Origin of the sequence: Corynebacterium pseudopelargi (assembly GCF_003814005.1) — a bacterium.
GTDB lineage: Bacteria > Actinomycetota > Actinomycetes > Mycobacteriales > Mycobacteriaceae > Corynebacterium > Corynebacterium pseudopelargi.
In genome coordinates this window covers 2146111-2172271 of the sequence record NZ_CP033898.1, presented here as the reverse complement: position 1 = coordinate 2172271, position 26161 = coordinate 2146111, and the positions used below count along the sequence as shown (strand labels likewise).

Genomic DNA, 26161 nt, shown 5'->3' with positions numbered 1-26161 from the left:
CGTTCATCTTGAGGCGGGGTTATCCACAGCCCATTCCGGCTTGCCTCGCGCTTAGGTCTTAGGCCTTTGATACTTGGGCACATGAACCGGCAAAACTACCGCCAAGCAGTGTTGATAGCCATTACAGATCCAACCTTGCATCCTGAGGCAAGCCACGTTGCGGCAGCCACCGGCCGCGAGGTTATAGCCACCACCGACCCAAGAGAAATTGCACGCCACGCAGCAAAAGCCGCTGCCGTGTTAGTCGATGCCACCACCGCAGGGCACGTAGCGAGCGTGAACGCCAACACCATTGTGCTCTTAGCCAATGATCCAGGCCCGGTGGACTGGCAATTAGCCATGAATATTCACGCCGAAGCCGCGATGTTGTTACCGGCCCAAGCCCCAGAATTACTTGCCCTGCTTGGCAGAGACGATCCAACACCGCCGAGTGACTATGCCCTTATCGCCGTATGCGGCACCGCCGGTGGGGCAGGTACGACCACCTTGGCGGCAAGTATTGCCATGAGCTTAGAAGACGCCTGCTTTGTCGATGCCGACCCATATTCTGCAGGCGCCGATTTAGTCTTCGGGGTGGAATCGGAACCAGGCTTACGCTGGAATGATCTGGGCAACGATACCCAGGCGCTGCCAGCAGAAGCGCTGCAAAAGGCACTCATCCAAGGCCCCGAAGGTGTTTCGGTGCTCAGCAATAGCCGCAGTGGCGCACCGCCTCAAGGCCAACAACTGGCCGGGGTATTAGGTTCGCTTCGCGGCGCAAGCCATGTGGTGGTCGATTGCCGGATCGGCACGGAATTAGCCACCATCGCCCGCGATCATGCCGATGCCTGCGTGCTGCTCATACCCGCAGAAATCCGTGGTGCGGCCTGCGCGGCCAGAGTGCAGGAAGAATGCCACAACGCCAGGGTGCGCACCGTGGGAGTATTGCGCCACAGGGGATGGTCTGGCATTGATGCAGAAGAAGCAGCCACCATCGCTGGCGTGGAGATCGTGGCCGAAATACCCACGATTCGCGGCCTTGCCAAGCGCATGGAATTAGCGGGCCTGCATGGCCCACCAAAACCCCTGCAACGTGTCGCAAGCAGCATTGTTCATGCACTCGCACATGCCGGGGGCAGCTATGAGTAAATATGCGTCACTGATCCAGGAAGTCCAACGTCGACTAGCTGAGGCACCCACCACCGATGAAACCACCCTGGCCACCTTGGTGCGCGAGGTATCTGGAGGGGTGATCAGCAACGTGGATGTAGTCAATGTGTTGCGCACCCTGCGCCATGAATCCACCGGTGTAGGCCCGCTTGAGCAGGTCTTAGCCATTGAGGGCGTCAGCGATGTGCTGGTGCATGGCTGCCACGGGGTGTGGTTTGATCGCGGCCGAGGCCTAGAAAAATCACAGGTGCGCTTTAGCGAAGACGCCGAGGTGCGCCGCCTTGCCACCAGGCTGCTGGTAGCCGCGGGTAGAAGGCTTGATGATGCCCAATGCTTCGGCGACGCACGCCTACCAAGGGCAGACGGTAGTGCTCTCAGAGTGCATGCCGTATTAAGCCCGCCCGCAGAAACCGGCACCTGCCTTTCTTTAAGAGTGCTACGCCAGGCCGCAACGAGCCTGGAAGCACTCGAGGCCCACGGCACTTTCTTGCCAGGGGTGGCCGATTGTTTGCGCCAGTTAATTCAGGCACGCAAATCCATGCTGATTATCGGCGGCACCGGCAGCGGCAAAACCACCCTGCTTGGCGCGCTACTTGCCCAGGTTGATCCCCGTGAGCGCATCATCGGCATCGAAGATACTGCAGAGCTTCGCCCAGACCACCCACACTTTGTGTCTTTGGTCAGCAAAACCCACAACACCGAGGGCAGAGGTGAGGTGCGCATGGAACAACTTTTGCGCCAAGCGCTCAGGATGCGCCCCGATCGCATTGTGTTAGGAGAAATCAGAGGCGCAGAAGTAGTAGATCTCCTGGCCGCTTTGAACACCGGCCACGACGGCTGTGCAGGCACCGTGCACGCCAACACCGTAGAAGAAGTCCCAGCACGCCTTGAAGCACTCGGGGCGCTGGGTGGCTTAGATCAACACGCGCTGCACTCCCAACTCAGCGCCGCAGCACCAGTGGTGCTGGCCATGAAGCGCACCGCCGAAGGCAGAAGCCTGCACCAAATCGGCATCCTTCAAGGCAATCCCGTGGAAGTAGCAGTGCTGTGGGATGCCCGCCAAGAAACGCCCTGCCAGGTGGATTGGAGCACCCTATGAGCCTGTTAAGCATGGCAAGTGTTGCCGGGGCCATTGCCTGTTATGGCCCTTCGCCTGCTCGCCGCATACGTCAGGCGGCACAAGGCCGTACAACCCGCGCAGTTCGCACAGTCCTTATTGCCGCAGGGCTTGTGGCGTTGGCGGTGCTGTTTCGCCACGCACTGGTGCTTATCAGCTTCGCCATTGCCGTGCTAGTTGGGCTTCGCATCTGGCGCGATACTGCAGCGCTTCGCAAACAGCGCCGCGAAGAGGCGAGCATTGCAGCGATCGTGCACACCATCAGCACAGAGTTGCGTGTGGGTGCAGACCCAGCCACGGCCCTAGCGCATGCCGCCGAGCAGGAACGCGAAAGCGGCATCGCGGCGGCCTTCGCCAGTGCTGCCAGGGCCACTCGCAGTGGCGCCCAACCAGGCGCACAACTGCATGCCATGGCGCAGCACTACCCAGCCCTGGCACCTATCGCACGCTACTGGATGATTGCCGAGGAACACGGCGTGGCCCTTGCGCCTTTATTAGAACAATCCCACCGCCAACTCCGAGCCAGGCTTGAGCGCACACGCAGCACCAACGCCGCACTTCAAGGGCCAAAAGCCACCGCGATCATCTTAAGCCTGCTGCCCCTTGTGGGCATGCTGCTTGGAAGCGCAATGGGGGTCAATGTGCCAAGCGTGCTGCTTGGCAATGCCCTAGGCAATCTACTGCTGCTGATCGGCGTTAGCTTGCTCAGCGCTGGGGCGTGGTGGTCGAACAAGATTATCCAAGGAGCAACGCCATGATCTTGCTCGCCGCATTCCTCGGTGCTGCCGCGTTATGGATCAGCGGAAGCCACAGCGCACCAAGGCTTGAAAGCTGGCAGCAACGGCGGCCAAGAGAACCACCCGCCTGGTGGCTGCGCATCAGCACAAAATTGCGCGGAAGCGCCATCCCGCCTGAGCAGCTAGCAGCAGAACTCGAGCTCTACCTTGCATGTGTGCGCGCCGGGCTTGCGCCCCAACAGGCAGTAGCCACCGTGGCAGACGCTGCCACGCAGGGAAGTACGCGCGGTAGCACACAGGGCAGCACGCAGGGAAGCGCCCGGGGAAGCACACAGGCGTGGATGCGCACCGCCAGCATGCTGGCTCTAGGCATGAGTGCCCAACAAGCGTGGGCACCACTGGCAGGCCTTAAAGGCCTAGAAGAAGTCACCACCGTGGCACATGCCTCCGCGCGCACCGGGGCGTCGATGGAACCGGGCTTAAGCAGTATTGCCCAGCAGCTTCGCGCCGGAGCCAAAGCACACGCCACTGCCGCCGCCGAGCGTGCAGGAGTGCTGATCGCACTACCACTCACCCTGTGTTTTCTACCCGCATTCTTCACCCTTGGGCTTGCCCCAGTGCTGTTGGCGCTGGCAAGCGAGATCTTGAACAACCACTAAGCAGCTCCTCTAGCAGCAATTGAAAGGAACACCTGTGACCATGAACTCCACTTTCCGCAGCGCCCTTGAGCGCTTCTACCGCAATGAACAAGGCATGAGCACCATCGAATACGCCATGGGATCGCTCGCAGCAGCCGCCCTAGCGGCCGCCCTGTACCTGGTGGTCTCCTCCGGGGCGGTGGCAGATGCCATCGAATCCATCATCACCACGGCCTTGAACAACTCGCCAGGCTAATGTTCAGACGAATCCTAGCTAGCGCCTTGGGCTTTGCGCGCAAGGCGCTATGCGCTCGCCGTGGCAGCATCAGCATCGAAGCTGCCATCGCCAGTAGCGCACTGTTGATCTTTGCCGCCGGCCTTGGTGCAGCACTTGTCACCATCGGGGCCTATATCCAAGCCATTGATATCGCCGGTGCCGCGGCACGAGCCCATGCCATAGGCCAGCACTACCAGCCACCGCGTGGCAGCGTGAGCGTGGAAGAAGCATCCGGCCTCATGGTGGCCAAAGCCAGTGTGCCCGCGCCTTTTGGCACGATGCGCGCCGAGGCCCGCTTTGTACCAGAAGGAGCATCAGGGTGATCGCGCGGCGAATCGGTGATGATCAAGGTTCGGCAACGGTGGTAGCCCTGGGCATCGCGCTGGCGCTGAGCTTGATGTTGGGCATCATCTTGGCCATTGCCAATACCTATATCCAGGCCCATAAAGCCCAGGTAGCAGCAGATATGGGTGCGATTGCTGGAGCCCAAGCGCTAGCCCAAGGCCAGTGGGCATGCCCGAAAGTGCAGGAGGTGATCAGTGCCAATGGTGCGCGAATGAGCCTGTGTATAGAAGAAGGCCAGGATGTACGAGTGGCAGCCACCGTGGGCAGGCAGGTGGCGCAGGCCAAAGCCGGACCAATTTAGGCCAACATGGCACACATCGCCCCAAGTAAGCGGATGGCGCCGGCTTTGTTCAAAGGCTGATTGCCATTACCGCACTTTGGAGATTGCACACAGGAAGGACAGCCATGGTCGCACGCGCATGATCGAACGGCCTCATAGGTGGCTTCGATCCACTCGCGGAAACGCTCGTAGCCGCAATCGGCAAAGCCAGCACCGCCTGGGTGGCCGTCGTACACAAACACGGTGGGCAGCCCAGTATCGGGGTGCTCGGCGGTAGAAACACCACCGATATCCCAACGATCGCAGGTGGCAATCAGCGGCAACATGCCAATGGCTGCGTGTTCGGCGGCGTGCAAGGTGCCGGGAATATCGTCGATGCCGAGCTGGGCAAGCACCAAGGGATCAATGGTGTAGGCCACCGCTTTGGTAATGAGCTGTTGAGGAGGTAAATCCAAGGCCACCATATCCAAGATGGAGCCGTCTCTGCCTTTGACGGTGTAGCCAACGACCTTGTCGGTTACTTCTACTTCGATATTGCTTAGCCACAATCCCGGTGCCGGGTTGGATACCTTTTCTCCTACCTCGCGAATAGCAATATCGGTAGTGGTGCGCGCATGGGTAGAAAACTCGGGGAATTCTTGGTGTACGAGCGCCATGTGTTCTTCAAGCAGCAACTCATCCACCACAAAGGATTCGCCCTGGTGCAGGTACACGGCACCAGGATGCACCTGGCTTAATGCGGTGGCGGCATCGATGGTGCCAAGCAAACGCCCATCGCTGTGATCCACGATGGCAATGCGGCCACCACTACCGCGCAAGTGCACCTGGGTATGGATATCCGCAGCCCCAGGTTGCGGCAGCGCATACCAGCCGCGGGCACGCCTGCGCATCAAGCCTTGGGCCGCCAGGGATTCGGCTACGTCCCTAGCGCCAAAGGCATCAATTTCTTCTTCGGAAAGGGGGAGTTCTTCAGCAGCACAGAGGAGATGGCCACTCAAAATGTGCGGATTGTGGGGATTAAACACCGTCGCCTCAATGGGAGAGCCCAGCAATGCTTCCGGGTGGTGCACCAAATAGGTATCCATCGGCTCATCGCGGGCAATGAGCACCACCAGGGAGCCTTGGCCTCGTCTGCCGGCGCGGCCTGCTTGCTGCCAAAAACTTGCAATCGTGCCGGGGAAACCGGCAGTGAGCACCGCGTCGAGCCCGCCGATATCGATGCCCAGTTCTAAGGCATTGGTAGAGGCCACGCCTAAAAGCTCGCCGGAATCTAATTGGCGTTCTAATAGGCGGCGATCTTCTGCCAAATAGCCTGCTCGGTAGGCAGCAACTCTGCGGGCATCCTCGGTGCGGCCCATGCCGGCTAATTCCTCCGCGCTGCGCATCGCTACCACTTCGGCAGCGCGCCGGGAGCGCACGAAGGTCAGGGTGCGCGCACCTTCGGCGATGAGGGTGGCCATCATCCCAGCGGCCTCTGTAGAGGCGGCCCTTCGCACCGGAGCGCCGTGCTCACCGGTGGCCCCTTCAATAAAGCCTGGCTCCCACAGCATCACGGTGCGGGTGCCACTCGGTGCTGTGTCTTCGCTGATGGCCACGACTTCTTCACCGATTAATCGCTGCGCGTGCGCGCCTGGGTCGCGGGCGGTAGCGGAAGCAAAGATCACCGTCGGGTGAGCGCCATAGCGCTTGGCCAGGCGCAATAGGCGACGCAGCACCAGGGATACCCCTGCGCCGAAAACGCCACGATAGCTATGGCATTCATCCACGATGACAAATTGGAGGTGACGCAGAAAGCGCATCCAGCGGCTGTGGTTGGGCAGGATCGCTGTGTGCAGCATGTCTGGATTAGAAAACACAAAGCGCGATTGCTCGCGAATCCCAGGGCGCGCCTCACTTAGGGTGTCGCCGTCATAGGCGCTCGGGTGGACGTCGAAAAGCTCCTCGATTGAGCCACAAAGGTTCAGCACCTGGGCAAGCTGATCTGACCCCAAGGCCTTGGTAGGCGTCAAATACAGTGCTGTGGCCTGGGACGATGTGCCCAAAAGGCTCAGCGTTGGCAGCAGATAGCCCAGCGATTTTCCAGAAGACGTGCCCGTTGCCACCACCACATGGCGGCGTTGCCAGGCGTGCTCGGCGGTGGCTACTTGATGGGTATATGGCGCAGCAATGCCACGCTCAGCCAGCAGCGCTTTGAGGCTGGGCAACACCCACTGCGGCCATGTGCCGTATTGGGCAGGGCGCGCGGGGATCGTGGCCAGGTGGGTGCAGGTTGAGGTTGGAAACCGCTTTTCGACGCTCTGCGCGAGCTCAATGCCGAGCTGGGCGCCCGGCACGGGGCTAATATTCTGCACGCTGCTGCTTCCTCCAAGAACGTATTGACCAGCGTTTATATGTTTTGGCTCCATTGCTTTTTGCTGGAGCGGGGGTAGGGCTTGCTCAGCGCGAAAGCTTAAAGCGTGACACACTGGGTTTCGGTCGCCGCATCCAGCAGCAACGCTGGTGCATTTTTTACTAACGCGATCTGCGGGAATTCTATCCCGTGGTGATGCTCGAAGTGTGGAATGAACGGCTCCCACAACAATTCGGTAATCGCCGAAGGATTTTCAAAGAAGTAAGGTTTTACAACATGGCACAGGGTACTGTGAAGTGGTTCAACGCCGAAAAAGGTTTCGGCTTCATCGCTCCCGAGGACGGCTCCGCTGACGTCTTCGTTCACTATTCAGAAATTCAGGGCAACGGCTTCCGTACCCTCGAAGAAAACCAACGCGTTGAGTTCGAGGTTGGCGAGGGTGCTAAAGGCCCCCAAGCTCAGCAGGTTCACGCTCTCTAAAGCGAACTTCGCTCAAGACTTTTAACAACACGCCATCCCTTCATTGGGGTGGCGTGTTGTTTCTTTTCTGCTCTACATCGGCGGGGGTGAAGAAGCCGCGGTGCCTAGGCCAAGAAGAGCTGCGCTAGAAGCGAACCCACCACGCAGGAGGTGAACACGCAGATCGCGCCGGGGATCAGGAATGAGTGGTTGATAACGTATTTGCCAATCTTGGTGGTGCCGGTGGGATCAAAGCCGATGCAGGCCAGGTCTGAGGGGTAGGTGGGCAAAATCCAGTAGCCGTAGGCTGCGCCATAAAAGCCCACCACCACTGCCGGGTCCACACCGAGGCTTAAGCCCAGTGGGGCGATGGCGACGAGTGCTGCTGCCTGGGAATTAACCAGCTTGGATACGATCAGCAGCACAATGGCGTACATCCAGGGGGCTTGGGCTACTACATCGCCAAGCGATGCCTTGAGCGCATCAATGTGGGTGCCAAAGAAGGTATCTGCCATCCAGGCCACGCCGAATACCGAGAACACCGCCGTCATGCCTGCCTTAAACACTGCGGTATTGGCGATCTTATTTTTATCCGTGCCGCAGAAAATCAAGATGATGGCACCGGCTACCAGCATGATCATCTGGATAACCAGGTTCATGGAAAGTGCCTTCATCTGGCCGTCTTCGGTGGGGAAGGAGGGGCGCAGGAACTCGAAGGCACCTAAGATCACCACCACGGCAATGGCACCAAAGAAGATGTACATCGAGCGGTAGGCGCCTTTGGGGAAGCTCTGGCCAATTAGCGTGCTGGAGTTGCCGTAGACGGCTTGTTTGAATTCTGGATCTTTGAGCTTTGCTTGGAACTCCGGGTCTTTATCCAAGTCTTTGCCACGGCGCATCGACCACAGCGCTGCCAGCAGCACACCGGATAGGGAGGCGGGTAGGGCCACGCTCAGGATCTGCGGGATGGAAAAAGAAGATTCAATCACGCCGGCGTGTTCGGCCAGGATCGATGCGAGAGACACGGTGGCAACGGATACTGGCGAGGCAGTAATGCCCATTTGTGCTGCGGTAGAAGATACGGCCATGGGGCGTTCGGGGCGAATGCCCTTTTTTAGCGCGATGTCTTCGATGATGGGAAACATCGTGTACACCACGTGGCCGGTGCCGCACAGCACCGTCAGTGTCCAGGTGGTCAGCGGGGCCAAGATAGTCACCATCGAGGGCTTTTTGCGCAGCAGTTTTTCTGCAAACTGCATCATCACATCGAGCCCGCCTGCCTGTTGCAGGGTTGAGGCGCAGCCGATCACAGCGATGATGGTGAGCATGACGGAGATCGGCGGTTCGCCTGGGGCGAGTCCGAAGACGAACACCATCACCATCAGGCCGAAGCCGGAGATCAGGCCGAGGCCGAGTCCTCCGTAGCGGGTGCCTAGGAGTAGGCAAAAGAGGATGACTGCGATTTGTAGGAGGATGGCGACGCCGGAGGTTGGGTCGAGAATCCCAGAGAGCATGGATGTACCTGCAATTCATGTAGATCAACACTGCTGTTGCTGTGTTGCAGGCTGCTTGGCCATCTCACCCATTCTTCTTTCTTGCTTCGCGCACATCCCTTTGGCATTCAGCAGCATGCTGCAACCATTTGCAGACTTTATTCGGTCCCCGGCTGCTATGTCCAATATAACTTTCCAAAACCAATGTGAGTATTGGCACAATAGCGGAGCTTCAGCAGGCGCACCCCGCATCTTGCCTGCTCAGCGGGCTGTAAAAGCCCAGGGTGCAAGCACGAGAGCATGTGATCAGCCGCACCCAGGCAGTGAGAAGCAGCCGAATCAGGTGGGTTCGCTTGAGCAAAGCAAAGCCTTTCAAAGCTTAAAGGAAAATACGGCTCATTTGCTCGCATGGCATGGGTGCAGGCTCGGCGTGATCTTGGAACTTTTGCCCCCTCGATTGTGCTCTATGGCGCTTTACTGCTTATGCTGCTTGCTTAGACCTTTGTACGCAGGGGCATCCCTTATATATAAGGAATGAAATTGCGCGGGGCTAGATGCCCTCAATATGAAGGTGGATAAACCTAGAGCTTCGCAGTGTTTTTGAATTGAGGTTTTCACCCTTTATGGCTGAAACGACCGGCACCAAACGCCTCGTCATTGTCGAGTCTTCGACGAAGGCGAAGAAGATCGCGCCCTACCTTGGCAACGACTACATCGTAGAGGCGTCCGTCGGGCATATCCGCGACCTGCCCCGCGGTGCCGCCGACGTGCCTGCGAAGTACAAAAAGGAGCCCTGGGCACGCCTTGGTGTGAACACAGACGATGGCTTTAAGCCGCTGTATGTGGTGAGCACCGATAAAAAGAAGAAGGTCCAAGACCTCAAAGCCAAGCTCAAGCAGGTAGATGAGCTGCTGCTTGCCACCGACCCCGACCGCGAAGGTGAGGCCATTGCCTGGCACCTGCTTGAGGTATTAAAGCCCAAAGTGCCCGTCAAGCGCATGGTGTTCAACGAGATCACCAAGCCGGCCATCTTGGCTGCCGCTGAGAACACCCGCGACTTGGATGAAAACCTCGTCGATGCCCAAGAAACCCGCCGCATCCTCGACCGTCTCTACGGCTACGAGGTATCACCGGTGCTGTGGAAGAAGGTCATGCCCAGGCTTTCTGCGGGGCGCGTGCAGTCGGTAGCCACCCGCGTGATTGTCGAGCGTGAACGCGAGCGCATGCGCTTTATCTCCGCTGAATACTGGGACTTGGAAGCCGAGTTTGATACCGGCAAGCCTGCCCAAGACGGCAACCCCCGCACCTTCCAAGGCCGACTAGTAAGCCTCAATGGTCAGCGCGTTGCCACTGGTCGTGACTTCAATGATCGCGGCGAGCTCACCGCCGATGTGGTGCGCGTGGATCAATCAAGTGCCCAATCACTCGCACAGGCCCTAGAGGGCGCGCCCATGCAGGTGGCAAAGGTAGAGCAAAAGCCCTATACCCGCCGCCCCTATGCGCCGTTTATGACGTCCACGCTGCAGCAAGAAGCCGGCCGGAAGCTGCACTTTACTTCTGAGCGCACCATGCGCATCGCGCAGCGCCTCTACGAAAACGGCCACATTACCTATATGCGTACCGATAGCACCGCGCTTTCGGAACAAGGCATCCAGGCCGCCCGTGAGCAGGCCATTTCCCTCTACGGCAAGGAATTCGTCGCCGATGGGCCGCGCCGTTATGAGCGCAAGGTGAAAAACTCCCAGGAGGCGCACGAGGCTATTCGCCCCGCAGGCGAGAGCTTTGCTACCCCAGGCCAGCTTCATGCCCAGCTCGATGCCGAAGAATTCAAGCTCTATGAGCTGATCTGGCAGCGCACCGTGGCCTCGCAGATGGCCGACGCCAAGGGCACGTCCATGAAGGTCACCATCGCCGGCGAGGCGATGGGCAATGAGGTGGAGTTTGCCGCCACCGGCCGTACCATCACCTTCCCAGGCTTCTTGCGCGCCTATGTGGAAACCTCCAAGCTTGCCGACGGCCGCGACGTCGCCGACAACGCCGAAAAGCACCTGCCGCGCCTAAGCCAAGGCGATGAGCTGGGCGTGAACAAGCTCAGCGCTGATGAACACAACACCAATCCTCCTGCGCGCTACACCGAAGCCTCTTTGGTGAAGAAGATGGAAGATCTTGGCATCGGCCGTCCTTCTACCTATGCCTCGATTATTAAGACGATCCAGGATCGTGGCTATGTCTTTTCCCGCGGCAATGCGCTGGTGCCTAGCTGGGTGGCCTTCGCTGTTGTGGGCTTGATGGAAAATAGCTTCGCTGCGCTGGTGGATTATGATTTCACCTCCTCGATGGAAGATGAGTTGGATGAGATCGCCGCCGGTAATGAAAACGGCACGGATTGGTTAAGCGGCTTCTACTTCGGTGATGCCTCTGCTTCCGATGCCACGGCGGAATCCATTGCTCGCCAGGGTGGTTTGAAGGCTCTGGTGGGCGATAACCTCGAGCAGATTGATGCTCGTTTGGTTAATTCCTTGCACCTTTTCGACGACGCCGAAGGCCGCGCCATCAACGTGCGCGTGGGCCGTTATGGCCCCTATATCGAGCGCCAGGTGGGCATCAAAGATGGCGAGCCTGAGTATCAGCGCGCCAACCTTTCAGATTCCACCACGCCCGATGAGCTCACCTTGGAGCTTGCAGAACGCCTCTTTGCCACCCCGCAATCGGGCCGCGAGCTTGGCCGGAACCCGGAAAATGATCGCATGATCGTGGCCAAGGAAGGCCGCTTTGGTCCTTATGTCACCGAGCTTGTCAATGACGATGAGCGCGAAAAGGCGGAGGCCAAGGCCGAGGAGGTTGTCGCCCGCGAGCGTGCCGAGGAAGATGAGCAGCGCAAGGCCGAAGGTAAGCGCGCGAAAAACTGGGGCACCAAGACTGCTGCGAACCAAAAAGAAAAGCGCATCAACCAGATCGTTGATGAAACGCTCAAGCCCAAAACCGCTTCGCTATTTAAGTCCATGGAGCCTTCCACTGTCACCTTGGAGCAGGCCTTGCAGTTGCTTTCCCTGCCGCGTGAGGTGGGCGTGGATCCAAGCGATGGGGAAGTGATCACTGCCCAAAACGGCCGCTATGGCCCGTATTTGAAGAAGGGCAATGATTCTCGTTCGCTCAACCGCGAGGAGCAGATCTTCGAGATCACGCTAGATGAGGCGCGCCGCATCTATGCCGAGCCGAAGCGCCGCGGCCGTGGCGCCACGCCTTCTGCCATTAAGCAGCTTGGCGATAATGACGTCTCGGGCAAGCCCATGAGTGTGAAAGATGGCCGCTTTGGCCCCTATGTCACCGATGGTGAGACGAATGCTTCGCTGCGCCGCGGCGATGATCCGTTGAAGCTTACCGACGCCCGCGCGAACGAATTGCTCTCTGAGCGCAGGGCAAAGCAGGCCGCAGAAGGCTCGAAGAAGGCCACCAAGAAGAAGGCGACAAAGAAAAAGGCCACCAAGAAGGCACCGAAGAAGACCACTAAACGAGTGGTCAAGGCTGGTAGCCGCAAGAAGTAGTGCTGCGTGCGTGCAAGATGACCCCGGGGAGGTAGTAGCCGCCCTGGGGTTTTCTGCTGGGTGTAGCAGTGCCCATGTGTAGATTGGCTATGCTAACCTTATTTTCCCCGAAGATGTGCTGGTAATTCCTCATGCCAACACCCCCAACAACCGTTGGGTTAGTCCCTCACAACAAACGCTAAGGATTACGCATGTTGCAACGACGCACAACCCTGCGCCTTGTCGGCATCGGAGCAAGCATGAGCCTCGCGCTGGCTGCTTGCGGTGCTTCCGAAGAAGTAAACAACAACGACACCAACGCTTCCACCCAAGCGGAAGGTGCTACGCAGTATCCGATCAAGATTGAAAACTGCGGAGAAACCCTCACCATCGACCAGGCACCTACTCGCGTAGTCTCCCTCGATCAAGGCTCCACCGAGATCCTGCTCTCCTTGGGGCTGCAAGATAAAATCGTCGGCACCGCCTCCTGGACGGACCCGATCCTGCCTGAGCTTGAGCAGGCAAACGAGAATGTGCCGCGTCTTTCCGATAACGCACCAAGCTATGAGGTCGTCCTCGATACCGACCCGGATTTCATCACCGCCTCCTTTGGCCGCCAGTTCAAAAAAGAAGGTGGCGTTGCACCTCGCGAGCGCTTCGAAGAAACCGGCATCCCCACCTACCTTTCGCCCACCGACTGCGATAACGGCCAGAGCATCAACGCCGGCGGTACCCGTAGCTCTGCGCTGACTCCTGAGGTGATCTATGAAGAGATCACCCAGTTGGCTGAAATTTTCGACGTCCAAAGCCGCGGCGAGGAACTTATCGATTCGCTCAAGCAGCGCGTAGCAAAGGCCACCAAGGATCTACCCGATGCCGATGGCCAAAGCGTTGCCTTCTGGTTTGCCGATACCAAGACCCCCTACATGGCCGGCGGCCAAAGCGAACCGCAGATGCTGGCAAACATGACCGGCCTGCGCAACGTCTACGCCCAAGACAAAGAAGACTGGCCAGCAGTGACCTGGGAAGATGTTGCCGATAAGCAGCCAGACATCCTGGTGCTTGGCGATCTTGAACGCGATCGCTTCCCCGGCGACCGCCTGAAGGATAAGAAGGAATTCCTGGCCAAGGATCCGCTGACCAAGAACATGAAGGCAGTCAAGGAAGAGCACTACATCGCACTGCACGGTGCAGAGCTCAACCCATCCATCCGCTTTGTTGATGGCTTGGAAAAGATTGCTGAATACCTGCGCGAACACGATAAGCGCTAAGGCGAATTGTGAACGCTGCACCCCATCGCTTTCGCCACATGCTCGGTGTTGGAGCGCTCACGCTGCTGGCCTGCGCGCTCATCGCCGCCTCCCTGCTCGGGGCCACCGTGTTAGGGCCTGCGGCGGTCAGTGCCGTGAACGTGCGTGATGTGCTGGCCAACCACCTGCTCGGTGCCGATATCCCGGTTCGGAATATCAAAGATGCCATCGTCTGGGAAGAACGCCTCCCGCGCGCCATCCTCGCCGCCTTATGCGGCGCGGGCTTGGGCCTGTGCGGTGTGATTATGCAGTCGCTGCTGCGAAACCCACTGGCAGATCCCTATATCCTGGGTGTTTCCTCCGGTGCCTCCACCGGAGCCGTGGTGGTGGGCATCTTTGGCCTCGGGGCATCACGCTTAAGCCTTTCTTCCGGTGCCTTCGTCGGCTCGCTCGTAGCCTTCGGCCTGGTGCTGCTGCTTGCTCGCTTTTGTGGTGGAACCACAGAAAAAGTACTACTTGCCGGCATTGCTGCCACCCAGCTCTTCTCCGCGCTGACCTCGCTGCTGGTTTTTGCCTTCGCAGATTCCGATGAGGCTCGCGGCGTGATGTTCTGGCTTCTCGGCTCCCTTGAAGGCATCCGCTGGTTCGATGTTCGCATCGCCGCCGTGGTGGTCGTGTTGGGCACGCTGCTTTGCCTGTACTTTGCGCGCGTGCTCGATGCCTTCGCCTTCGGTGATACCATCGCATCCACCCTGGGCATTAACGTGACCAGGATCCGGCTGCTCCTCCTCGGCCTGTGCGCACTTATTACCGCCACCTTGGTATCAATCACCGGTGCCATCGGCTTCTTAGGTTTGGTGCTGCCGCACGTAGCCAGGCTCTTGCTGGGCACCGCCCAGCACATGAAGGTCATTCCCGTCACCATCGTCGTCGGTGCGGTGTTCATGGTGTGGGTGGATGTCTTTTCCCGCCTCGCGTTTGCCCCAACCCCATTGCCAGCCGGTGTGGGCACAGCACTCGTGGGCGTGCCGGTGTTCGTCTTCTTAATGGCAAGGAGGCGAGCATGAGCCTGCAAGCACACGAAGTGAGCTGGAAGCGCGGCAACAACTTAGTTGTCAACGGTGTGTCGCTTACGCCAGAGCCCAACACCACCGTGGGCCTGCTCGGCCCCAATGGTTCAGGCAAATCCTCCTTCCTGCGTCTCCTGCATGGTGAGGTGCGCCCTACTGAGGGCAGGGTGTTATTAAATGAACGAGATTTGCACAGCATTGGGCGCAAAGAACGAGCCAAGCACATCGCGGTGGTAAGCCAGCATGTGGGCACTGAGCTGAACATGTCGGTGCGTGAGGTAGTGGCCTTGGGGCGTATCCCATTTCGCTCCCTCATCGCCGCAGAGCAGCGCGCAGATCAAGCAGCCATCGAGGCCGCCATGGAAAGAACTGGGGTCACGCACTTACAGGATCGTTCTTGGCATCAGCTCTCCGGTGGCGAGCAACAGCGTGTGCACATCGCGCGCGCCTTGGCTCAAGAGCCCAAAGAGTTGCTTCTCGACGAACCCACCAACCACCTGGATATCCAGCACCAGCTAGAAATCCTGCGCCTGGTTCGCTCCCTGGATGCCACCTGCGTGGTGGCCTTGCATGATCTCAACCTCGCCGCGATGTTCTGCGATAGCCTCATGCTGCTCAAAGACGGCAAAGTGGCAGTAGCAGGCGCCACGGAAGAGGTGTTGCGCCCAGAGACCATCCAAGAGATCTTCGGTGTTCGAGCAAAGATCAACCGCGACCCAGACAATGGGCGCATGCATATCGCCTACGAGTGCTAAAACAAATAACCCCCGGCTGGAGCCTTTTAAAGCTGCAGCCGGGGGTTTGGTTTAATCAGAGCGATCCGCCAAGGTGGGCCTGATTGGGCGAGCGAGTTGCGTCATCAAATTCCTACCGCGCAGCTCCACCGACTTCATCAGCGTCCAGCGGGCCTGCTCAGCCTCATTGGCACGATCAAGGGTGGCAGCATTGGTTAAGACGCGGCCAGGGGTGTTCTTTGCAATCTCCGTCAAACGCGCTGCGGTATTTACGGCATCGCCAATCACGGTGTATTCGAAGCGATCATGGCCACCAATATGGCCTGCCACCACATGGCCAGAGGCCACACCAATGCCGGCCTGCAGGCGCAGCCCTTGGAGTTCTTGGCGCAATTCGCGCGCGGTTTTGAGGGCATGGCTTGCAGAATCGGTCAGGGAAATCGGGGCACCAAACACAGCCAGGGCGGCATCGCCTTGGAACTTATTAATGATGCCCTTATTGCGGTGCACTACTTCCACCACATGCTCAAAGAAGCGATTGAGCTCTTCTACGACTTCTTCGGGATCGTGATTCACAGCGAAGGTGGTAGATCCAACCACGTCCACGAACACCACGGCCACCTCGCGATCCTCGCCGCCTAGGGTGGGGCGTTCCTCCAGGGCGCGCCGGGCTACTTCGATGCCCACGTAGCGGCCGAAAATATCGCGCACACGCTGGCGTTCCTGCAGGCCGCGCATCATCTCATTGAAACCCGCCTGCAGCACGCCGATCTCGGAGCCATCATAAATATCCACCTGCACATCCGACTCGCCGCGGCGCACCCGGTTAATGGCGCCCTGAAGCTCCAGGATGGGATCCACCACGCTCATGGTGGCCAAGGTGGTGCCCACAAAGCCAGTAATCAAAGCGGTAATGCTCAAGGCGATAATCGCCGGCACAATGTCGGAATCGCTGTCGCTGAACAACCCCGCGGCGTCGCCAAGCGCCATTAAAGCAATACCGACAATGGGGGCAGCGGAGGTTAAAAGCCAGGTCAGGCCGAGGCGCTGGCTAATCGGGGGCTCCAAGGTGGAATCCTCGAAGCGGCGCGCCAGGGCCGTAGCTGCCACAGGCCGCACCAAACGCTCGGCAAAAAGATAAGTGATCACCGTGATGGCGCTGCCGGCAAGAGAGGTGGCAACAACTACCACTAAACCTAAGTGCGCGGAGGTTTGAGCTGCGGCAATGCCTAAGATCACAATGCCAAGCAGCCACACCGCCAGGCACAACGCCGACTGCAAAAATGGAATGCGCATTACTAGATGGCGCACCATATTTGGGTCGTGGCGCTCGGGATGGCGCTGCCAGTCGATCACCGGCCTAAACAGCACGAAGGTAGCGATAGCGCCGATGAGCACCGCAAACACCACATACGCCAGGCCAATGATGGGCAGGTAGGGTGCGTCGATGGGGAACTCGGCAAGCTCTGGCATGGGCACCAGATACTTCAAAAACAGCATCACTCCAACTGCTGCAAGCACATTGGAGCCCAGCACCGCCGTGGCATACAAAGGCCAAGAGGTGCTAAAGAGCCACTTAAATGCTCGCCACAATCTGGTCATAGCAATCACTCTAACCGGCAGTGCAATCTTGTGGTGACATAGCGGTTAGGGTGGAATCCGTGACTAGCAATGACGTGTTCGCCCAAATGGGTGTGAGCGAACTAATCGCACCACAGTTGCGCAACGCCGCACGCGCTGCACGCGCAGGTGACACCGGAAGCGCCATGACCCATGCCTGGCTTTTTAGCGGCCCTCCCGGCTCCGGGCGCTCCATCGCGGCGGTGGCATTCGCCGCAGCACTCGAATGCTCCAACCCCGAAGTGGTGGGCTGCGGGCAGTGCGAACAATGCCGAGCAGTGCGCAACGGCACGCATGGCGATGTAGTCCACATCGTGCCTCAGGAACTTTCCATCGCCGTGGCCACCATGCGCCGAGACGTGATCGAACCAGCCGCCACCCGGCCCACCGTCGCCTCCTGGCGCGTGGTGATCTTAGATAATGCCGATCGGCTTACCGACGGAGCCGCGAACGCCTTGCTCAAAACCGTGGAGGAACCGCCCAAGCACACCGTCATTTTGCTGTGCGCGCCTTCGACTGACCCCCAAGACGTGATGCCCACGCTCGTCTCACGCAGCCGGCATGTGTATGTGCCGCAGCCAAACACCAAAGAAGTGGCGCGGCTTTTAATGCAAAGCGAAGACGTGAGCGAAGAAATTGCCACCTTGGCCGCCGCAGCGACCGGCAATCACATTGGGCGCGCTAGGCGTTTGGTGCGAGAAACCGATATGCAGCGCAGCCGCGCACGCACACTCAGCCTTGCCGAGGACATCTTCCGGGGCGATAAAGCCTTCCGCAATGTCACCGCCATGGTCAAAGAAATCACCAAAGTAGCAGAGCAAGGCCTAGCCGAGGCTTCTGAAGCAGAAGTAGAAAAACTGCGCACAGCGTTAGGCATGGGTGCGAGTGGCCGCGGCGCACAAAAGGCATTGCGTGGCAGTGCAAGCCAGATCCGAGAGTTAGAAGATAAGCACAAAAAGCGCAGAACGCGTGCCGTGCGCGATGCCCTGGATTTAGCGCTCGTAGACCTCGCCGGGCTGTACCGCGATGCGCTGATGAAGGCCGTGGACTCCAAGGTTGAGCTCATGCACCCAGATTTTCAGCAGCTCTCCGAGGGGCTGTGCCAAAGAGTGAGCCCACAGGGGCTTAGCACCTGCATTGAGGCCATCATGAAAGCCCGTGAACACCTGGGCATGAATGTGCGCCCAGAGACTGCTTTAGACGCGATGGTTGGGCGTATCAGGCTTGCATGCGGGGTAAGTGAGTAGCAATTTTCTTGCTGCCAGCACCGTGATGTAAAGTGCCAACAGGATCATTTGATCCAAGGCCGCCTTAGCTCAGTCGGTAGAGCATCTCACTCGTAATGAGAAGGTCGCGAGTTCGATTCTCGCAGGCGGCTCCACACAATTTTCAGCCTCCACGTTTCACCAACAGAACGTGGAGTTTCTTCTTTCCCACCTCGTGCATTTGCCGGCCTGTCGGCTGCGCTTGTTGTTTCGGGGCAATCCCGAGCAGGCGGTTCCGGCAGAGACGGTGTGGGCACAAACGTCGGTGTTCTATCCGGGTTGGTGGCACAAGCGCTGGCCGCAACATCTAGCACTGCCTGAGTTTCTCAAACGACCCGAAGCGCAACTTTCGATTTCTAGAAAAAGGCTTTTCGAGCTCGCCGATGGCATTGAGACTGAAGCTGACGCGCTGAGCTTTTATGTGGCTGTCTGCGCTTGGGGTGCTGGAACGTATGCGCAGCAGGTCGCCCGCAAATGGCGTCCAGATCTTCCCACCGACGTAATTGAGTACACCTTTGTTCCAAGGCCCTGCGGCTGCGCTGCCTCCAAGCATGTAAGCGGCGCTCTTTTTCTACGCAGGCGCCAGCGTATGTATTAACAACAATTTTGTTGTTATGGCTAGCATCGGGGTATGTCTGCTAAAGATTCGCTCATCTACCTGGTGGCTCCGGCTGGGCACCCCAACTTTGGCGACGAATACATCGTGGCCTCCTGGCTGCGCACCTTGGCCGAGCTGCGCCCTGATGCGCGTGTGATTCTCGATTGCCATTCACCCGGCAGGGCCTCCCTGCTGCACCACAACCACCACCCCGATCTCATTGTGACCAACACATTGTGGGATCTCGCCGGCCACGCCTACCACGCCACGGCCGATCACTTCGGCCTCGATCCGGCCCAACCCGAGGGCTTCCACGCCGAGGCCTATGAGTATCTTGCACACACGGCGGTGCAATTGCTTTTCGACGCAGGCCCGCACCCCGAACACGTCACCGGCACCAATATCGCCCGCACCGCCGATGTGGTGCACATCCTTGGTGGCGGCTGGCTCAATGATTTCTGGCCACACAATATTGCGGTGTGCGCCATGGCCTCCCAGGCTGGTGCCGAGCATGCCCGTCGCTTTGCCACAGGCCAAGGCGTAGTGCCCCTTGAGCAGGCTCGAGCGGTATTGGTTGATTCCCTTAAACGCTGCGACGTGGTGGATGTTAGGGATGCCACGTCGCGCGAGCTGCTCCAGGCAGCAGGCCTGCAACCGGGCATGAGCGGTGATGATGCCTGGCTGGGTATCAATAATCGCTTCGGCGCCGAGGGTGTTTTTGGCCCTGGCGCAGATGATGCCCGCGAGCGCCCCTTTGTGCTGTGCGCCCAAGCAGACCTCCTGCGCAGCAACGCTGCCGATGCCGCGGCCTGGATCCACCAGGGCCTGCAGCACTATGGCGTGCGCGGAGAAGACTTAAGCATTATCGAGTGCATCCCCGGTATCGATGGCCAGATCTGGCGCGAGCTGCATCAACGCTGGCCAGAGCACTACCAAGGTTTCCGCTTCGTGGCCTTTGATGAGCTCTGGGCCTTCGGGGTGCCGGTCACAAGCGAGCAAACCTGGCTCAGTACGCGCTATCACCCGCACATGATTGCCGCCGCTGCCGGTGCCAAGGGCGTTGCACTAGAGATGCACAGGCAGGACTATTACGCGGTCAAACACGCAGCGGTGCAGGCGGCTGGTTCTTCCTGGCCGATGGCGCACTTGAGCGCTACGCAACAGGATCCTTGGCCCCAACCGGGTAAGGGGATTGACCCGGATCAGGTGCAGCAGTGCCGGGATGCCAAGTGGCAGCTTGCGCAGCGCTGCTATCCGCCCGAGCCAGAGGAGCACATAGATGAGCCTGAACAGGCACCCGAGCCACCACATGCTTCCCGTCGGCTTGGGCGCCTGGTGGCTCGTGTGCGCGGTGATGAACGCTAGAAAGCGTTAGCCCACGGCAGCCAGCGATGCCGGTGCGCCCTCGACGTCTGTATGCGTGATCGAGTCATCGCTGAGATTTACCTGGTAGAGGGTATTGCTCTTCGGGTCGCTTACCCACACCAGGGTATCCTCGCCGTTTTCGCCTGCAGCGATGGCCGGTGCCACACCGCCATGACCTTTGGGTTTGGTCCATGCACTCATCACCGGAATGCTGCGTTGCTCTACGGCCTGATCATCCAAGATGTGCAACACGCCCTCGGTATCAAGGTAGGCAAAGCCGCCTTCGGGCAAGCTAATGCGATTGCCAAATGCCGCCGGGGTGGGCACCACTTTCGCCTGGTGGTCGCGGATCAGCAGCAGCGACTCCTCGCCCCAATCGCCAAGGGCCGCGCTGGCATCGTGATTAAAAGTAATCGCACCTACGCGCTCACCGGAGGCATCGGGCGCGGGGATCATCGTCGGCTTGCCATTTTGGATCTCCAACACTCCATCACTGCATCCAAAGATGGCGTTATTGGCGTGCACGTCCTCGCCGTGCATTTCTGTGCAGTCGAAAGTCCCGATCGTCTTACCATCGGCGTCTTGCAGCGTGATGGTATCGGCCAGGTGTGCGCCCTTCTGGGATACCAACATCTGATCATTGGCCAAAGGCACCACAACCCCGTGGTGGGCTTCTTTGGCCTTGATGCGTTGTGCTGCATCAAGCTGGCCATGTTCAAGCTTTTCTGCGTCTAACACACGCCCTTCGGCGTCATCGTCGAAGAAGATCGCGCTGGTGCCAGCGTTCGCATTGCTTACAACATGAATGGGCTTTGCCCCTTCGAGTGCTTGCTGCGCCTTGGAGGGTTCGGTGGTGTAGTAGTGGGAGTGATCGCCGTGGGGCACGCTCCAACTGCCGGCATCGATGATCTCTACCGCGTTGTTTTTGGTCAGTACCGCTGCAATATGGCGATGATCGCCAAGGGTGCTCAAGGTGGGTCGCGCTGGTAGGTCGAATGAGGCGAGCTGCTGCAGATTGCCATCGAAGATCGTGATGCCATCCTCGGTAGCCACGGCGACCCTGGCCTGGGGTGCATCTTGTTCTTGAGCCTGCTCGCTGCTGCTTTGTGTACCTGGCTGCTCGCTGCTGCTCGGTGTGCTTGCCTGCTCGCTGCTTCCTGGGCTGCAGGCCGCCAGTGGGAGGGCGATGCTGCTCAGTGCTGCCATGAATAACGTCAAAGGCTTATTGGAAAACATACCCACCAAATGTAATGGTGATATTTTTCAGTAGCAATGCCTCGCCCACACCTGAGGGGCATTAACCACCTTGCAGCGCACGCAACAGATAATCCCCATACCCAGACTTCTGCATCGCCTTGGCCTGCGCTTCGAGCTGGGCATCGCTAATGAATCCCTCGCGCCAGGCAGCAACTTCTGGTGAGCCAATCACCCCGCCGGTGCGCTTTTGCAATACCTCCACATAGGCGGCGGCCTCACTCATGGAATCAATGGTGCCGGTATCAAGCCACACATCACCGCGCTGGAGTCGGTGTACATTGAGCTTCCCGCGGCGCAAATACTCCTCATTGACTGAGGTGATCTCGAGTTCTCCGCGCGCAGAGGGGCGAATCTGTGCGGCAATATCAACCACGGAATTGTCATAGAAATACAAGCCCACCACCGCAAAATTGGAACGCGGTTGCTCGGGCTTTTCTTCAATCGAGGTAGCGCTGCCGTGCTCATCAAATGCCACCACACCATAGCGCGAGGGATCCGACACCTCGTAGGCAAACACGGTGCCACCTTCGGGTTCGCGGCATTGCTTGAGCGCGTCGCCTAAGCCGTGGCCATCGAAGATATTATCGCCAAGCACCAAGGCCACCGAATCATCCGCAATGAAGTCGCGCCCAATTAAAAACGCCTGCGCTAAGCCCTCTGGCTGCGGCTGCACAGCGTAGGAGAGGCGGACGCCGAATTGTTCACCGCTGCCCAGCAGGCGCTGAAACGCCGGCTGATCCTCCGGGGTGCTAATCACCAGAATCTCGCGGATACCAGCCTCGATCAGGGTGCTCAGCGGGTAGTAGATCATGGGCTTGTCGTACACCGGCATGAGCTGCTTAGAAATACCCAAAGTAATTGGGTGCAGCCTCGTGCCGGAACCGCCGGCTAAAATAATGCCCTTCATTGGCTACGCCTCTTTTCTTGCCGTTGCCTCAAGATTGCGCACATACTGCTCTAAGCCTGCGCGCCAATCCCTTGGCACAAAGCCCGTCGCAGCGATCTTGCTCAAATCCAAGGCCGAATGCCGAGGCCTTGGGGCATGACTGCGTTGTGCAAAATACTGCGCACTCGAAACTTCTTGCACCGCTTCTGGATCCTTTGCACACAAGGCAAACACCTCGCGTGCAACCTCTGCCCAACTCACCACATCGCCACTATTGCTCAGGTGATAGGTGCCCCAATCAGCCTGCTGGGAAATCAAATGCACGATGCCAAAAGCTAAATCATCGGCAAAGGTCAAACGGCCAAATTGATCGCCTACCACCTGTGGTGTTACACCCCGAAGTGCTAAGTCGCGCATAGTGCGCACAAAATTCTTGCCCTCACCAACAACCCAACTGCTGCGCACAATATAGTGCCGCTTGGCACCGCGTACAGCCAGCTCGCCTGCGGCCTTGGATTGCCCATAGACGCTCAAAGGACTCAAGGGCTCGGATTCACTGTGGCAGTTGATCGTGCCATCAAAGACATATTCGCTCGATACATAGACCAAGGTGATCTGATATTCATTGGCTACCTGCACCAGCTTGGTCACAGCCTCGGCATTTACCTGCCAACATTGCGCACGATCTACTTCGGCTTGATCCACCGCCGTATAAGCTGCGGCAAGCACAATCACGCCCACTTGCGTCCAATCCATCTCAGGCAGGGGATCGCGCAAATCCCAATCTTGCCTATCCCAGGCAAGCGCATCAGGCAATGCTGCACGCAAGGCGCGCCCAAGCTGCCCATTTGTGCCGATAATCAGCGTGCGCTTGTTGGGCACAGGGGTGGCGTCGACAAGCAAAGGATGCTCAATATCTTTTTGGGAAATCTCCCCGATGGGCAAAGGCCACTGGATATCGAGGGTTGGATCAGCAAGATTGGCCGCACTATATGCCGCCTGGGGCGACCAATGGCCATTGACCAAATAGTTATAAGCGGTATTGGGCTCGAGCGCCTGGAAGCCATTGGCTACACCGCGCGGCACAAACACCGCCACATCCGGGCCGATCTCGTGGCTGAACACCTGCCCATAGGTGGCAGAACCCTCGCGCAAGTCGCACCACGCGCCAAATACTCGCCCGTGGGCAACCGAGACGAGCTTATCCCAAGGCTCGGCGTGCAAACCGCGCGTAACCCCAGGTGAGGCGTTAAAAGAAATATTTTGCTGCACCGGCTCAAATTCCTTCAACGCTCGGGCGCCGGGGGCATCAAGGTCAAGATCGCGAAACTTCGCGCGCTGCCACTGCTCTTTGAACCAGCCGCGGTTATCGCCATGAAGCTGCAGGTCAAGAATGAACAGCCCCTCAATCGCCGTGGGGCGCGCAGCTACAGCCTTGGCACCAGCACTCATTTATTGCCCACTTTCTGCATATTTGGCCTCAACTGCTTCCTTTTGCGGCAGCCACCAATCCTGGTGCTCGCGGTACCACGCAATGGTTTCAGCCAAACCATCGCGCATGCCTGATTGATCAGTAAACTTCGGGGTCCAGCCCAGCTCACGGCGCAATTTACTGGAATCCATGGCATAACGCAGATCATGGCCAGGGCGATCATTGACGTGCTCAAAGTCATTCTTATCCCGGCCCATGAGCTCATTAATCATCTGGATTACCTGCAGATTATTCACATGATCATTATCGGCGCCGATGATATAGGTTTCGCCCACACGCCCTCGCTCTAGGATAGCCAGCACCGCATCATTGTGATCATCCACGTGAATCCAATCGCGCACATGCTCACCGGTGCCATAAAGCTTTGGCGAAAGCCCAGCCAGCACATTCGTGATCTGGCGCGGAATGAACTTCTCAATGTGCTGATAGGGCCCATAATTATTCGAGCAATTCGAAATCGTCACCGGCACCCCAAAAGAGCGATACCAAGCCCGCACCAGCATGTCGGAACTCGCCTTCGTTGCCGAATACGGCGAGGAGGGGCGGTAGGGGGTGTCCTCACGGAAACGCTCAGGATCATCCAAGGCGAGATCGCCAAACACCTCATCGGTAGAGATGTGATGCAAGCGCGTGTTGTGGCGCCTGCAAGCCTCAAGCAATTGGAAGGTGCCTTCTACATTGCTATGCAAAAAAGGCGAAGGATCCGCCAAAGAATTGTCGTTGTGCGTCTCTGCCGCGAAGTGCACCACAAGATCATGGCTTGCCACGAGCTTATCGACGACCCCAGCGTTGCAAATATCTTCCTGCACGAAATCCACATCCAGGCCATCAAGGTTGCTTCGATTGCCCGCGTAGTTCAGTACATCCACCACCGTGATGCGATAGCGGCCAGTCAGAAGCGCTCGGCGCACAAAGTTTGCGCCAATAAATCCCGCTCCGCCGGTGACCAACATCCTGGTTTCAAGCATGGTTCGAGCGTACCCGAACACCGCAGCGTGCTCGGTGTTGTAGCGGCCTGTGGGTATAGGCGAAGGGCACGCGATTCATTCGGGGGGAGTGAAGTAACGCGTGCCCTTCTAAGGTGGCGGGGGCAGTGCCTCTCGGGGGGGGGGTGTTGGTTGGCACCGCCTGCGCACACCACCCTGACTACTTAGATACCAAACCCGCGGGCGATTGTCGACCAGGAATCACGCAGATCTTGGATCCAATAGCCCCAAGAGTGCGTCCCAACTGGGCGGAAGTTGTAGTCTGCCGGAATGCCGAGTGTGTCTAGTCTCACCTTCATGGCGTGGGTGCAGGCATTGGTGGAGGCCTCAATAACGCCACCTTCGACGGCAATACGGCCAGAAACGATCGGCGCCTCAGCGGGGCTTACGCCCTGCTCGATCAGGTAAGAAGGCGTATCGTACTCGCCCATGATGCCGGTGCCATTGGAGATGTACAAAGGCGTATCGCGCAGGCCCTCGGCATGGATCAAGGCATCGTTGTAGCGGTTGTACTCGCTACCCATCGGGCCCCAGATCTGCTCAGGCTTATTGCCGCCACGATTCACGGTGAGGCGAACAAAGGTATTGGTTACCGGATCGGAGGTTGCGGCGCAGCCAGAAAAGGACGCCACGGCATCATAGAAACCGGGGTTGTGCTCTGCCAGCAGCAAAGAAGAAGTAGCAGACATGGACATGCCAGCGATGGCGCGCTGATCATTTGCCCCGAGCGCCTGCTCTAGAGGGCCGGGGAGTTCCTTGGTAAGGAAAGTTTCCCACTTCTGCACGCCACCAATGCTTGGTGCCTCTTCCTGCCAATCCATGTAGTAGGAGAACGCGCCTGCCATGGGGATGACCACGTTGATGTCTTTATCCGCGTAGTAGTCCAAAGCATCGGTGCGCAGCACCCAGTTCACCGAACCCTCGCCACCATCGGCACCGTTGAGCAGGTAGAGCGTGGGACGATTCGGGGAAGAGGCCTTCAATACGGCCAAGGGCACATCGCGGTTCATCGAAGGCGAATGAGCCCACATCTCAACCTGACGCTCGCCGTCAAGCTTATTGCGCCACAGCGGATTCATACCTGGCGTAGCACCTTCATGCACGCTCGCCAATGGGGTGTCGCCAGCCACCTGAGCTGGGGTAATCGGAGAGCTATGAGCGGGCAAAGCGCTACCAAGTGCCAGGGCAAGCACTGCCGCAGAAGCGGCTACGCTGCGGTGAAGCTTCATATATGTTCCTTGCATCGTTGAGGGGATATCCGAGGAGTAA

At 58.6% G+C, this 26161-nt stretch carries 23 protein-coding genes and 1 tRNA gene; 16 read left to right on the top strand and 8 right to left on the bottom strand.

The window, feature by feature from the left end:
* Positions 1-81 precede the first annotated feature (81 nt).
* The 7 genes from ssd to CPPEL_RS10175 are packed head-to-tail and all read left to right on the top strand — an operon-like array spanning position 82 to position 4564.
* Positions 82-1128: a septum site-determining protein Ssd gene (ssd, locus tag CPPEL_RS10205; RefSeq protein ID WP_123961024.1), complete on the top strand. Its 1047-nt coding sequence runs from the start codon at positions 82-84 to the stop codon at positions 1126-1128.
* Positions 1121-2248, top strand: coding sequence for a TadA family conjugal transfer-associated ATPase (locus tag CPPEL_RS10200; RefSeq protein ID WP_123961023.1), 1128 nt, complete (start codon positions 1121-1123; stop codon positions 2246-2248). The genes ssd and CPPEL_RS10200 overlap by 8 nt, the downstream gene beginning before the upstream one ends.
* Complete coding sequence (locus CPPEL_RS10195) at positions 2245-3024, top strand: type II secretion system F family protein (protein WP_123961022.1); 780 nt, start codon at positions 2245-2247, stop codon at positions 3022-3024. Before CPPEL_RS10200 ends, CPPEL_RS10195 begins: the two co-directional genes overlap by 4 nt.
* Positions 3021-3662: a type II secretion system F family protein gene (locus tag CPPEL_RS10190; RefSeq protein WP_123961021.1), complete on the top strand. Its 642-nt coding sequence runs from the start codon at positions 3021-3023 to the stop codon at positions 3660-3662. Before CPPEL_RS10195 ends, CPPEL_RS10190 begins: the two co-directional genes overlap by 4 nt.
* A 40-nt stretch (positions 3663-3702) precedes the next feature.
* Entirely contained in the window at positions 3703-3897 is a 195-nt protein-coding gene (locus CPPEL_RS10185) for a DUF4244 domain-containing protein (protein WP_123961020.1), read from the top strand.
* Complete coding sequence (locus tag CPPEL_RS10180) at positions 3897-4241, top strand: hypothetical protein (RefSeq protein WP_206608929.1); 345 nt, start codon at positions 3897-3899, stop codon at positions 4239-4241. Before CPPEL_RS10185 ends, CPPEL_RS10180 begins: the two co-directional genes overlap by 1 nt.
* Positions 4238-4564: an Rv3654c family TadE-like protein gene (locus CPPEL_RS10175; RefSeq protein ID WP_164470418.1), complete on the top strand. Its 327-nt coding sequence runs from the start codon at positions 4238-4240 to the stop codon at positions 4562-4564. Before CPPEL_RS10180 ends, CPPEL_RS10175 begins: the two co-directional genes overlap by 4 nt.
* Here CPPEL_RS10175 and CPPEL_RS10170 read toward each other — a convergent pair.
* Entirely contained in the window at positions 4561-6894 is a 2334-nt protein-coding gene (locus tag CPPEL_RS10170) for a Zn-binding domain-containing protein (protein WP_123961018.1), read from the bottom strand. The two genes, CPPEL_RS10175 and CPPEL_RS10170, sit on opposite strands and share 4 nt — an antisense overlap.
* A gap of 275 nt (positions 6895-7169) precedes the next feature.
* Here CPPEL_RS10170 and cspE point away from each other — a divergent pair, with 275 nt between their 5' ends.
* Positions 7170-7373 carry a transcription antiterminator/RNA stability regulator CspE gene (cspE, locus tag CPPEL_RS10165; RefSeq protein ID WP_123935498.1) on the top strand — a complete coding sequence of 68 codons (204 nt, stop codon included), beginning with the start codon at positions 7170-7172 and terminating at the stop codon, positions 7371-7373.
* A gap of 104 nt (positions 7374-7477) precedes the next feature.
* Here the strand turns inward: cspE and CPPEL_RS10160 are convergent, their stop codons facing one another.
* Complete coding sequence (locus CPPEL_RS10160) at positions 7478-8866, bottom strand: anaerobic C4-dicarboxylate transporter (RefSeq protein ID WP_123961017.1); 1389 nt, start codon at positions 8864-8866, stop codon at positions 7478-7480.
* A gap of 602 nt (positions 8867-9468) precedes the next feature.
* Between CPPEL_RS10160 and topA the strand changes: the two genes are divergently transcribed.
* The 4 genes from topA to CPPEL_RS10140 all read left to right on the top strand — a co-directional run bounded on the left by topA (position 9469) and on the right by CPPEL_RS10140 (position 15444).
* Entirely contained in the window at positions 9469-12390 is a 2922-nt protein-coding gene (topA, locus tag CPPEL_RS10155) for a type I DNA topoisomerase (RefSeq protein ID WP_123961016.1), read from the top strand.
* A gap of 191 nt (positions 12391-12581) precedes the next feature.
* Positions 12582-13640: an ABC transporter substrate-binding protein gene (locus CPPEL_RS10150; RefSeq protein ID WP_123961015.1), complete on the top strand. Its 1059-nt coding sequence runs from the start codon at positions 12582-12584 to the stop codon at positions 13638-13640.
* 38 nt (positions 13641-13678) lie between these two features.
* A complete protein-coding gene (locus CPPEL_RS10145) occupies positions 13679-14686 on the top strand; it encodes a FecCD family ABC transporter permease (protein ID WP_123961314.1) in 1008 nt (335 codons plus the stop codon).
* The gene (locus CPPEL_RS10140; RefSeq protein ID WP_123961014.1) at positions 14683-15444 is read left to right on the top strand and encodes an ABC transporter ATP-binding protein; all 762 of its coding nucleotides are present in this window, start codon (positions 14683-14685) and stop codon (positions 15442-15444) included. The genes CPPEL_RS10145 and CPPEL_RS10140 overlap by 4 nt, the downstream gene beginning before the upstream one ends.
* Before the next feature lie 51 nt (positions 15445-15495).
* Here the strand turns inward: CPPEL_RS10140 and CPPEL_RS10135 are convergent, their stop codons facing one another.
* A complete protein-coding gene (locus CPPEL_RS10135) occupies positions 15496-17025 on the bottom strand; it encodes an adenylate/guanylate cyclase domain-containing protein (protein ID WP_123961013.1) in 1530 nt (509 codons plus the stop codon).
* A 59-nt stretch (positions 17026-17084) separates the two neighbouring features.
* Here CPPEL_RS10135 and CPPEL_RS10130 point away from each other — a divergent pair, with 59 nt between their 5' ends.
* From CPPEL_RS10130 to CPPEL_RS10115, 4 genes are all read left to right on the top strand, one after another.
* Entirely contained in the window at positions 17085-18290 is a 1206-nt protein-coding gene (locus tag CPPEL_RS10130; RefSeq protein ID WP_245990437.1) for a DNA polymerase III subunit delta', read from the top strand.
* Between the two features lie 58 nt (positions 18291-18348).
* Positions 18349-18424 (top strand) — tRNA-Thr (locus tag CPPEL_RS10125).
* A 35-nt stretch (positions 18425-18459) separates the two neighbouring features.
* Positions 18460-18906, top strand: coding sequence for an 8-oxoguanine DNA glycosylase OGG fold protein (locus CPPEL_RS11435; RefSeq protein ID WP_425453794.1), 447 nt, complete (start codon positions 18460-18462; stop codon positions 18904-18906).
* Positions 18907-18939: 33 nt separating this feature from the next.
* Complete coding sequence (locus CPPEL_RS10115) at positions 18940-20271, top strand: polysaccharide pyruvyl transferase family protein (protein ID WP_123961011.1); 1332 nt, start codon at positions 18940-18942, stop codon at positions 20269-20271.
* 6 nt (positions 20272-20277) lie between these two features.
* Here the strand turns inward: CPPEL_RS10115 and CPPEL_RS10110 are convergent, their stop codons facing one another.
* The 5 genes from CPPEL_RS10110 to CPPEL_RS10090 all read right to left on the bottom strand — a co-directional run bounded on the left by CPPEL_RS10110 (position 20278) and on the right by CPPEL_RS10090 (position 26121).
* A complete protein-coding gene (locus CPPEL_RS10110) occupies positions 20278-21507 on the bottom strand; it encodes a hypothetical protein (RefSeq protein WP_123961010.1) in 1230 nt (409 codons plus the stop codon).
* 61 nt (positions 21508-21568) lie between these two features.
* Positions 21569-22435, bottom strand: a complete 867-nt coding sequence (gene rfbA / locus CPPEL_RS10105; RefSeq protein WP_123961009.1) for a glucose-1-phosphate thymidylyltransferase RfbA — start codon at positions 22433-22435, stop codon at positions 21569-21571.
* Positions 22436-22438: 3 nt separating this feature from the next.
* Positions 22439-23866 (bottom strand): sugar nucleotide-binding protein, encoded by a 1428-nt coding sequence (locus CPPEL_RS10100; protein ID WP_123961008.1) that lies wholly within the window; start codon positions 23864-23866, stop codon positions 22439-22441.
* Positions 23867-24859 carry a dTDP-glucose 4,6-dehydratase gene (gene rfbB / locus CPPEL_RS10095; RefSeq protein ID WP_123961312.1) on the bottom strand — a complete coding sequence of 331 codons (993 nt, stop codon included), beginning with the start codon at positions 24857-24859 and terminating at the stop codon, positions 23867-23869.
* 197 nt (positions 24860-25056) lie between these two features.
* Entirely contained in the window at positions 25057-26121 is a 1065-nt protein-coding gene (locus tag CPPEL_RS10090; RefSeq protein ID WP_123961007.1) for an alpha/beta hydrolase, read from the bottom strand.
* Positions 26122-26161: the final 40 nt, after the last annotated feature.